The sequence below is a fragment of the Streptomyces sp. NPDC050560 genome (genome assembly GCF_044457285.1).
Lineage (GTDB): Bacteria > Actinomycetota > Actinomycetes > Streptomycetales > Streptomycetaceae > Streptomyces.
Genome location: NZ_JBITGT010000013.1, coordinates 225986 through 234149 on the forward strand (window position 1 = coordinate 225986; position 8164 = coordinate 234149).

Sequence of the window (8164 nt, forward strand, 5' to 3'; positions counted from 1 at the left end):
GGGCCCGCGCATCCCGGGACGCGTGTCCCGGCCGAGTGGCTGAGGGGGCCCACGGGATGATCGGGAGGATCGGGAGCAGGACGACAGGGCCGCGGCCTGCCCGCGCGCGCCGCGCGCCCCGCCATGTGGCGCGGCGCCGCGCCCGCCGGGCCCTCGCCCTCGGCCTGCCGCTGACCTGGGGCGCGGTGGCGGCCACGTACCACGTGTGCTGCCCGCTCGCCCAGCAGAAGGGGCTGTGCGCCAGGGCGGTGACCAGCCTGGTCTTCCTCGCCGTCGGCATCGCGCTCATGCTGCACCTCAGGGGCGCGATGCTGCGCGAGGTGCGCCGCTTCCGCCGGGTCGCGGGCGCCGCCCAGGACGTGCTGCTGCGCCCGCTGCCGCCGCGCGTGGACGGCCTCGCGGTCGCCGCAGACCGGCTCACCGCCGACCGGGACGGGGCCATCGGCGGCGACCTGTACGAGGTCGTGGCCACCGACCACGGGGTGCGGGTCGTCATGGGCGACGTCCGCGGGCACGGGGTGGGCGCGCTCGCCACCGTCGCCGCCGTACTCGGCAGCTTCCGCGAGGCCGCGCACGACGAGCCCGACCTCGGCTCCGTACTGCGCAGACTGGAGCGCGCCCTCGACCGGCATGTGCGCCAGTGCGCGGGGGCCCCGCCGGATGCCGACGCCCGGGCCGCGGTGTCGGCCGCCGGGGCCGCGAGGTGCCGTGTCGGACGGCAGCCGGGCCCCGGCGACCCGCACCGCGCCGCGCGCGGCGCCCCCGGCCCCCTGGAGGGCCCCGCGGCCTGCCCGGCCACCAAGGCCACCGGGGCCACGGGAGCCGGGGAGGCCGCGGAGGCCACGGAAGCCGCAGGGACCCCCGAGGCAGCGGAGGCGGCGGAGGCCGCCGGGCCCCTCGACGCCGTCGAAGGGGCGGACGCCTGCGAGGAGTTCGTGACGGTGCTGCTGCTGGAGATCCACCGCGACGGCGAGGTCACCGCGCTCAACTGCGGCCACCCCTGGCCGTACCGGCTGCGCGGCACCGCCAGGCCCGCGCCCGCCCCGCCCCACCAGGTGGAGACCGTCTCGGGCACCGAGCCGCTGCCGCCGCTCGGCACCGTACCGCTGCCCGCGGAACTGCCCCCGATGCGCTGTGGGCGGCTGCTGCCGGGCGACGCGCTGTTCCTGCACACCGACGGCGCCACCGACGCGCGCGACGCCGCGGGCCGCTTCTTCCCGCTGCGCACCGCCCTCACCCGCGCCGTCGCGGACCACGCCCTGTGTCCGCAGGGCGTGATCCACTCGGTGCGCGCGGGCCTGCTGCGGCACACCGGCGGCGGCACCGACGACGACGTTGCGCTGCTCGCGCTGCGCAACGACCGCCCGTGCCCCGTCGCCCACCGCCCGGGCCACCCCGTACGCCGCGACCGCGCGGCACCCGGGCGGGGGCCGGCCGGTGGACCGCCGCACTGAGGACACGTGGGGGAGGTGTGCGGTGGAGCCGGCCGGTACTGCGGCGAGGAGACCAGTCAACTGCCGCGCGGCGCACGGCAGAAGCGGGCGGGGCGCCCCTGCTGGGGCACTTGGTTCACACCCCGTGTGAACGGAAAGGTCCCTTCGGCGCGGTACACGGTAACCTGCCGTCAACGCCCCGTAATCCACCCAGCGCGGGGGCTCTCCGGCAGCGGCCGGACGGCGGGTCCACAGGCCCGGCCCCGACCCCGCCCGGCACTCCGGCGGAGCACCGCACAGCGCGCGCCCTTGGAGGGCAGCATGCAGCCCAACAGCCTGCTCGACGCGATCCTCGACGAGGCCGGCGTCTCGCACGCCGGACTCGCGGCCCGGGTGAACCGGGCGGGCAGGACGCGTGGGCTCGCCCTGCGCTACGAACACACCGCCGTGGCCCGCTGGTTGAAGGGGCAGCGCCCGCGCGGACAGGTGCCCGACCTGATCTGCGAGGTGCTCGCCGCCCGGCTGCACAGGCCCGTCACCCTCGACGACATCGGCCTCGGCGTCCCCGGCGGCTCGGCGGGCGCGCACGCCGGGACGCTCTCCGGCTTCGTGGAGCGCGCCACCGCGCTGTGGCGCTCCGACGAGCAGCAGCGCCCGCACCTCCTCGACGCGCCCGCCGTCACCGGCACCCCCGCCGTGATGCCGGTCTGGGAGTGGGAGAACCCTCCCGAGGACGCCGACGTCTCCCGCGGCGGCAGACGCTCCGTCAGCATGGACGACATCGAGATGCTGCGCGCCGCCCGCACCCACTACGAGCAGATGTACCGCAAGGCGGGCGGGGTGGCGACGCGTTCCAGGATCGTCGGGTTCCTCAACGCGGAGGCGGCCCCGCTGCTGCGCGGCGGCTACCCGGACGACACCGGGCGGCAGTTGCACCGCGCCACCGGCGGGCTCGTCGCCGTCGCCGGGATCTGCGCCTACGACTCCGATGCGCACGGCCTCGCCCAGCGCTACTTCCACCAGGCGCTGCGGCTCGCCAAGGCCAGCGGCGACCGCGGCCTCGGCGCGTATGTGATCGCGCTGCTGGTGACGCAGTCGCTGTTCATGCGGGAGTACCGGCAGGCCGTCGCGTTCGCGGAGGCCGCGCTGCGCACCGCGGGACGGCACATCACGCCCGCGCTCGCCTCCGACCTCTACGCGATGCAGGCGAAGGCGTACGCGCACCTCGGCGACGGCTCCGCGGCGCTCGCGTGCATACGGCGCGCGGAGTCCGCGGCCGACCGGGTGCGCCGGGGCAGCGAGCCCGACGAGACCGGCTATGTGCAGCCGGGACTCGTCAATGTGCAGGTGGCGGAGGCGCTGCTCAGCCTCGGTGACGTCAGCGCGGCGCGGGAGCACGCGATGGCCGCCGTCGGCACCCCGGCGCACGACCGCGGCCGGGTGCACAGGCTCGCCATGCTCAGCCAGATCGAACTCGCCGGGGGGAACGCGGACCAGGCGGCGGTGACCGCCGTGCGGATGGCGGAGCAGGCACGCGGCATGGAGTCCCAGCGGCTGCGGGACCGGCTGCGGGCGGTGCGCGAGCACCTGGTGCGCAGCGGCGGCACGGGCGCCGCGGAGGCCGCCGCACTGATCGACGGGGCCCTGCGCGTCCCGCTGTGACCGCATAGCTGCTGCGATATTGCCATCTACCTCAGCGGAAGGTGGCAATACCGTGCAGTGGACAAACCAAAGCGAACAGACTGTTTACTCGAACCGCTGGTTCCGGGTGAATCTGGCGGACGTCGAACTGCCCGACGGGCAGCACCTCGACCACTTCCTCATCAGGCAGCGCCCGGTCGCCGTCGCCACGGCGGTCAACGAGTCCAACGAGGTGCTGCTGCTGTGGCGGCACCGCTTCATCACCGACAGTTGGGGGTGGGAGCTGCCCGCCGGGGTCGTCGAGGACGGCGAGGACATCGCCCGTGCCGCCGCCAGGGAGATGGAGGAGGAGACGGGCTGGCGCCCGGGCCCGCTGCGGCACCTGATGTCGGTCGAGCCGTCCAACGGGCTCAGCGACGCCAGGCACCACATCTACTGGGCCGACCACGCCGTCCGCATCGGCCACCCGGTCGACGACTTCGAGTCGGACCGCAGGGTCTGGGTACCGCTCGCGCTCGTCCCCGACATGGTGGCGCGCGGCGAGGTCCCGGCCGCCAACATGGCCGCGGCGCTGCTCCTGCTCCACCACCTGAGGGTGGGTCAGGAGGCGCCGCGGCTGCCCGGGCCCGCTCCGGTGCGGGCCGGTCACGCACCCTGGGCGGCCGGGGGGTCGACGGTCGGGCAGGGCTGAAACAGCGCCCTCTAGCGGACGACGACCTGCCAGAGGGTGACGACCAGTGCGCCGACGGCGGTGAGGGCGGCGACGGCGGGCAGCGGCCAGCGGGTGTGTTCGAGGGCGGTCACCCGGGCGCCGAGGTCGTCCTGCTCCTTGGCGCTCACCTCGTCGCGTTGCGTGAGCAGTGCGAGGTGCCCCTCCATGCGGGCGATGCCCACGTCGAGGCGGCGTCGTAACTCTGCGAGTTCTTCGGAGGCGGTGGGGTGTTCGGGTTCCGTGCTCACGGGCTCCGTTCCTTTCCGTAGTCGGCACATCCCCCCTCTGTGCACTACAGAGTCAACTCGCCTGGTGGTCGGCGCGTAAGAGTGCGCGGGGGGCGGGTGCGTGCCCCTCGCGCACACCCCGTGTGAACGGGCCGGGCCCGGTGCGCCCACGGGCGCGGCGCGCGGGTCGGCGCGGAAAACGGCACGGAGAGTGGCCGGATACGAACGGTCACCATGACGCCGCTCCCGGGCCCGCCGGTCACCGGGAGCGCGCGGGTGCCGTGCTCAGCCGTAGTCGTAGAACCCGGAGCCGCTCTTGCGGCCGAGGCGGCCCGCGTCGACCAGCCGCCGCAGCAGCGGCGGGGCCGCGTACTGGGGCTCCTTGTACTCGTCGTGCATCGAGTCCGCGATGGACACCACGGTGTCAAGACCGATGAGGTCGCTCAGCGCGAGCGGGCCCATCGGGTGGGAGCAGCCGAGCACCATGCCGTTGTCGATGTCCTCGCGGCCGGCGACCCCGGACTCGAACATCCGGGCCGCGGCCAGCAGATAGGGCACGAGCAGCGCGTTGACCACGAACCCCGAGCGGTCCTGGGCGCGGATGGCGCTCTTGCCGAGCACCCGCTCGACCAGCTCCCTTGCCCGGGCCACGGTGCCCTCGGAGGTGGTGAGCGCCGGGATCAGCTCCACGAGCTGCTGCACGGGCGCCGGGTTGAAGAAGTGGATGCCCAGCACATGGTCGGGGCGGGTGGTGGCCACCGCGAGCCTGACCAGCGGGATGGAGGAGGTGTTGGAGGCGAGGATGGCGTCCTGGCGGGTCAGCACCTGGTCGAGCACCTGGAAGATCTCGGCCTTGACCTGCTCGTTCTCCACCACGGCCTCGATCACCAGGTCCCGGTCGGCGAACTCGCCGAGGTCCGTGGTGAAGTGCAGCCGCTCCTGGGCCTCCGCCCGCTCCCGCTCCGACACCTTGCCGCGCTCGGCGGCCTTGGCGAGGGAGTTGTAGAGCCGGGTGCGGCCGATCTCCAACGCCTCGCCGGTGGTCTCGGCGACCATCACGTCGAGGCCGGCCCTGGCGAACACCTCGGCGATGCCCGCTCCCATCTGCCCACAGCCGACCACTCCGACGCGCGCGATGTCGGTCAGGATCTCCGCCACGCCATCACCTCTCCCGGGCACTCCCTCACGGACCCGGCCCCGGAGCCGATCGGGCCCCGTCCGCCGGGGGACGCCGGGTCGGCGCCCAGAGCCGTACCCTACCGCCCAGTAGGAACCGGGTCAGAGGCGCATGCGCACTGCGCCTCAGCGGCCCCGCCCGGGCACCGCGGCGCGCGGCTCGACGACGGAGTCGGGGCCGGGGGAGACCAGGGTCTCGTGCCCGTCGTCGAACCTGACCCGGTACGGCGGCCCGCCCTCCGCGCCCAGGACCTCCACGATCCGCGCGGTCCTGTCCTCCTGCCCGACCGTCCTGCCGTGCATGAGCAGACGGTCGCCCTCGGCTGCCTTCATCGCGCTACCTCCTCGGCCCGCGCCACGTACCGCACGGGCGGACGCGGTGGATGCTGCGTTCCTACGTCCACCTTATTGGCGTATGCCCCTTTCGTCACCGCCGCTGGGTGACGGCGATGCAGACCAGCACCGCGACCGCCGCGAGCGGCGCGGCCACCGTCAGCGGCTCCCCGAGCAGCAGGACCGCCCAGACCAGGGTGAGCAGCGGCTGGGCGAGCTGGAGCTGGCTCGCCCTGGGGATGCCGATGGCGGCCATGCCCCGGTACCAGACCACGAGGCCGAGGAACTGCGAGCCGGCCGCCACCCACACGAGCCCCGCCACCCCCTGCGCCGAGGCGTGCACCGGCTCATGGGCGAGCGCCACGGCCGCGCCGACGACGGCGAGGGGGAGGCAGAGCACCAGCGCCCAGCCGATCACCTGCCAGCCGGGCATCATCCGGGCGAGCCGCCCGCCCTCGGTGTAGCCGGCGGCGCAGATCAGCAGGGCGCCGAAGAGGTAGCCGTCGGCGGTGCCGAGTGCCCCGCCGCTCTGCTGCACCGTGAACGCGATCACCACCGCGGCCCCGGCGACGGCCGCGGTCCAGAAGGCCCGGGACGGCCGTGCCCCGACCCGCAGCGCCGAGAACAGCGCGGTGGTCAGCGGCAGCAGCCCCACCACCACCGCGGCGTGCGCGGTACTCGACGTGCCGAGCGCGAGCGTGGTCAGCAGCGGGAAGCCGACCACCACGCCCGCGGCGACGACGGCGAGACCCGGCCAGTGCCGCCGCTGCGGCACCGGCACCCGCCCGGCGAGCAGGCACCCGCCCGCGAGCAGCGCCGCGAGCACACAGCGCACCGTCACCAGCGACCAAGGCCCGAAGCCCTCAAGGCCCCATGCGGTGGCGGGAAATGTCAGCGAGAAGGCGACCACCCCCAGGGCGGCCAGTACCAGGCCGCGCCGGGAGGCCCCGGGCCGCTCGGCGCCCACGGAGACACGGGCGGGGGAGACGGGGAGGCCTGCCGGGGGAGCGGGGTGTCCGGGTGCGGGAGAGGTCTTGACCGCTATCGGGGAGGTGTCTGTAGCGCTACTCTTGGCTCTCATGACCGAGCGTACCAGCGTGGAAGGACTGGCTGCCAGGCTGCGAGGGCAGCTTGACCGCTACTCTCCTGACGAGAAGCTGCCTTCGAGCCGGGAGCTGGTGGAGCGCTTCAGAGTCAGCCCGGTGACCGTGTCACGGGCGCTCGCCGTGCTCGCCTCCGAGGGCCTGGTCGTCACCCGCCCGGGTGCCGGAGTCTTCCGCGCCCGCCCGCGCGCCACCGCGCCCACGGGGGACACCTCCTGGCAGGAGGTCGCCCTCAGCGCGGAGGCCGCGGGCGCGGTGCCCCGCAGCGTCGACGCCGCGGGGCTGCTCGCCACCCTCGCCACCCCGCCGCCCGGTGTGATCGAGCTGAACGGCGGCTATCTGCACCCCTCGCTCCAGCCCGAGCGCGCCATGGGCGACGCGCTCGCCAGGGCGGGACGGCGCCCGGGCGCGTGGCACAGGCCCCCGGTGGACGGCCTGCCGGAGCTGCGGGAGTGGTTCGCCCGGGGCATCGGGGGCGCCTTCACCGCCGCCGACGTACTGATCACCTCCGGCGGGCAGACCGCGCTCACCACCGCGCTGCGCGCCCTCGCCCCGCCCGGCGCCCCCGTCCTCGTGGAGTCACCGACCTATCCGGGACTGCTCGCCATCGCCCGCGCCACCGGGCTGCGCCCCGTGCCGGTCCCGGTGGACACCGAGGGGGTGCGGCCCGAGCTGCTCGCCGACGCCTTCCGGGCCAGCGGCGCCCGGGTCTTCGTGTGCCAGCCGCTGTTCCAGAACCCGACGGGCGCGGTCCTCGGCGACGGGCGGCGCGGCGAGGTGCTGCGGATCGCCAGGGCCGCGGGCGCCTTCGTCGTCGAGGACGACTTCGTACGCAGGCTCGCCCACGTCGACGCGGGCACCCTGCCGCGCCCGCTGGCCGCCGACGACCCGGACGGCGTGGTGGTGCACGTCTGCTCGCTGACGAAGGCGACCTCGCCCAGCTTCCGGGTCAGCGCGCTCGCCGCCAGGGGCCCGGTGCTCGAACGGCTGCGGGCCATCCACGTCGTCGAGCAGTTCTTCGTGGCAAGGCCCGTGCAGGAGGCCGCCGTCGAGCTGGTTGGCGCCCCCGCGTGGCCCCGCCATCTGCGGACGGTGGCCGCCGAGCTGCGGGCCCGCAGGGACACCATGTCCTGGGCGCTCGGCTCCCTGCTGCCGGCGCTCGCGCTGCCGCACGTCCCGGCCGGCGGCTACCACCTGTGGCTGCGGCTGCCCGAGGCCGTCGACGAGAACGCGCTCGCCGCCGCCGCGCTGCGCGCCGGGGTCGCCGTCACCCCGGGCCGCCCCTACTACGGGGCCGAGCCGCCAGCCCCGTACCTCAGGCTGAGCTTCGCGGGCGCCCCGAACCACGACGTGATCACCGAGGGGGTGCGCAGGCTGCGCACCGCGTGGCGGGAGTGCGCGCCCGCGGAGTGAGCCGGGGGGCCGGGGGGGGGGCCCCCCCCCCCCGCCCCCCGGGGGGGCGCCCCCCCCCCGTATGCTTGGGCCACGCGCGGGCGATTGTGTTAGAACGGCACGACCGACCCGCCCCCGATATGCCGT

At 75.4% G+C, this 8164-nt stretch carries 8 protein-coding genes; 4 read left to right on the forward strand and 4 right to left on the reverse strand.

Annotated elements, in window-relative coordinates:
* Positions 1 to 56 precede the first annotated feature (56 nt).
* The 3 genes from ACIBIW_RS28335 to ACIBIW_RS28345 all read left to right on the forward strand — a co-directional run bounded on the left by ACIBIW_RS28335 (position 57) and on the right by ACIBIW_RS28345 (position 3765).
* Positions 57 to 1454, forward strand: a complete 1398-nt coding sequence (locus ACIBIW_RS28335; RefSeq protein ID WP_399339922.1) for a PP2C family protein-serine/threonine phosphatase — start codon at positions 57 to 59, stop codon at positions 1452 to 1454.
* Positions 1455 to 1754: 300 nt separating this feature from the next.
* Positions 1755 to 3095, forward strand: coding sequence for a transcriptional regulator (locus tag ACIBIW_RS28340; RefSeq protein ID WP_399339923.1), 1341 nt, complete (start codon positions 1755 to 1757; stop codon positions 3093 to 3095).
* Positions 3096 to 3147: 52 nt separating this feature from the next.
* Positions 3148 to 3765 carry an NUDIX hydrolase gene (locus tag ACIBIW_RS28345; RefSeq protein WP_399339925.1) on the forward strand — a complete coding sequence of 206 codons (618 nt, stop codon included), beginning with the start codon at positions 3148 to 3150 and terminating at the stop codon, positions 3763 to 3765.
* Positions 3766 to 3776: 11 nt separating this feature from the next.
* On the opposite strand, the gene ACIBIW_RS28350 is transcribed toward ACIBIW_RS28345, so the two are convergent.
* From ACIBIW_RS28350 to ACIBIW_RS28365, 4 genes are all read right to left on the reverse strand, one after another.
* Entirely contained in the window at positions 3777 to 4034 is a 258-nt protein-coding gene (locus tag ACIBIW_RS28350) for a hypothetical protein (protein ID WP_399339927.1), read from the reverse strand.
* A gap of 264 nt (positions 4035 to 4298) precedes the next feature.
* Positions 4299 to 5159, reverse strand: coding sequence for a 3-hydroxybutyryl-CoA dehydrogenase (locus tag ACIBIW_RS28355; protein ID WP_399339955.1), 861 nt, complete (start codon positions 5157 to 5159; stop codon positions 4299 to 4301).
* A 156-nt stretch (positions 5160 to 5315) separates the two neighbouring features.
* The gene (locus tag ACIBIW_RS28360; RefSeq protein WP_399339929.1) at positions 5316 to 5522 is read right to left on the reverse strand and encodes a DUF1918 domain-containing protein; all 207 of its coding nucleotides are present in this window, start codon (positions 5520 to 5522) and stop codon (positions 5316 to 5318) included.
* A 94-nt stretch (positions 5523 to 5616) separates the two neighbouring features.
* A complete protein-coding gene (locus tag ACIBIW_RS28365) occupies positions 5617 to 6603 on the reverse strand; it encodes a DMT family transporter (RefSeq protein WP_399339930.1) in 987 nt (328 codons plus the stop codon).
* Between ACIBIW_RS28365 and ACIBIW_RS28370 the strand changes: the two genes are divergently transcribed.
* Positions 6602 to 8038: a PLP-dependent aminotransferase family protein gene (locus ACIBIW_RS28370; protein ID WP_399339932.1), complete on the forward strand. Its 1437-nt coding sequence runs from the start codon at positions 6602 to 6604 to the stop codon at positions 8036 to 8038. The genes ACIBIW_RS28365 and ACIBIW_RS28370 overlap by 2 nt on opposite strands.
* The last annotated feature ends 126 nt before the right edge of the window (positions 8039 to 8164 follow it).

Bases quoted from the DNA above. Each gene is read 5' to 3' on its own strand.
- ACIBIW_RS28335 (WP_399339922.1), top strand. From the start codon at position 57: ATGATCGGGAGGATCGGGAGCAGGACGACAGGGCCGCGGCCTGCCCGC.
- ACIBIW_RS28340 (WP_399339923.1), top strand. From the start codon at position 1,755: ATGCAGCCCAACAGCCTGCTCGACGCGATCCTCGACGAGGCCGGCGTC.
- ACIBIW_RS28360 (WP_399339929.1), bottom strand. From the start codon at position 5,522: ATGAAGGCAGCCGAGGGCGACCGTCTGCTCATGCACGGCAGGACGGTC.
- ACIBIW_RS28370 (WP_399339932.1), top strand. From the start codon at position 6,602: ATGACCGAGCGTACCAGCGTGGAAGGACTGGCTGCCAGGCTGCGAGGG.
- ACIBIW_RS28365 (WP_399339930.1), bottom strand. From the start codon at position 6,603: ATGAGAGCCAAGAGTAGCGCTACAGACACCTCCCCGATAGCGGTCAAG.